The sequence below is a fragment of the Deinococcus marmoris DSM 12784 genome (assembly GCF_000701405.1).
In the GTDB taxonomy this organism is placed as follows: Bacteria; Deinococcota; Deinococci; order Deinococcales; family Deinococcaceae; genus Deinococcus; species Deinococcus marmoris.
This window is the reverse complement of record NZ_JNIV01000249.1, coordinates 1-1,122: the sequence shown is the minus strand read 5'-3', so window position 1 is coordinate 1,122 and position 1,122 is coordinate 1. Positions and strand designations below refer to the sequence as shown.

1 protein-coding gene and 1 pseudogene are annotated in these 1,122 nt (G+C 59.9%); one reads left to right on the top strand and one right to left on the bottom strand.

What is annotated here, in order from left to right; all coding sequences use genetic code 11:
• Positions 1-237: pseudogene (locus Q319_RS28065) on the bottom strand (hypothetical protein); the annotation flags it as partial.
• A 377-nt stretch (positions 238-614) separates the two neighbouring features.
• Here Q319_RS28065 and Q319_RS0123655 point away from each other — a divergent pair.
• Positions 615-1,122 (top strand): helix-turn-helix domain-containing protein (locus Q319_RS0123655; RefSeq protein WP_245619459.1); only part of this gene is annotated, 508 nt, incomplete at its 3' end.

Sequence of the window (1,122 nt, the reverse complement as noted above, 5' to 3'; positions counted from 1 at the left end):
GTGTTGCTGTTGCCCGTATGATCCAGGGCCACCCACACGAGCGGAATCGTAAAGCCATGGACCACCGCACCCAGGACCAAGAGGTTGAGCGGAGCATCCCCGTGTTCCCAGGTGCGGGCAGGCGTCCTCATGGGCGTCTGTTCTGCCCAAGAAGGTGCGGTCCACGCTCATCAGGATCTTGCCGGGAGGAAGGTGGACCAGCAATAGGGCCAGGAAGACCTGAGCCGTGAGCTGCTCTGCACCGTCCCGTCAGCATGCTGCTCCTGCCCTGGTTCGAGGATAGCTGTGGCCCCAGCGGTTTAAGAGGGTCTGTGGCCTCTGCGGAGAAAGAGGTGATCGCCCTAGCCTCAGCACTCCACGGCGAACGGTTGCTGAATGTAGACGGGCGGTAGGACGGTCATTGAGACTCGACTGGCATGGGATACCGTTGACAAATTCAGGTGGTGATCGGACGGTGGGCAAAACGTGCCGCCCTGGGACGCCCTTACCAATTGTCAACGGCGGGATAAAAATGACCAGAAATGGCGGAACAGATTTGACCACCTCCAGGTTGCTCACTCTTCTGCTCTCCGATTCATTATGAATCGGAGGTCTGCATGCTTGGAGGCGCACAGGTGCGACGAATCATCGAACTCAAGGCGGCGGGACACTCGGTCAGCGGCATTGCCCGGACCCTGGACCTGAGCCGCAATACGGTCAAGAAGTATCTGCGAAACCCGGCGCTCCCACAGCCCAAGGCCCGCCCTAAAAAGGGCAGCAAGCTCGGTCTGTACACGCCGTATCTGACCGGACGGATCGAGCAGGGTGTCCTGAGTGCTGTGGTGCTGTTCCGGGAAGTGCAGGAACGCGGCTACACAGGGCAGTACACAGTGGTCAAGGATTTCGTCCGCCCATTTCGGCGGACACAGGTATCCGCCAGCCGCGTCACCGTCCGATTTGAAACCGATCCAGGTGAGCAGGCTCAGGTGGACTTTGGCCGCTACAGTTACCTGAATCTCGAAGGGCAGACCCGCTCGATCTGGGCCTATGTGATGGTGCTGGGCTGGTCACGGGCGCTGTATGTCGAGTTCATCCGTAAAGCGGACACGGCCAGCTTCATCCGCTGCCACCTGAACGCATTCG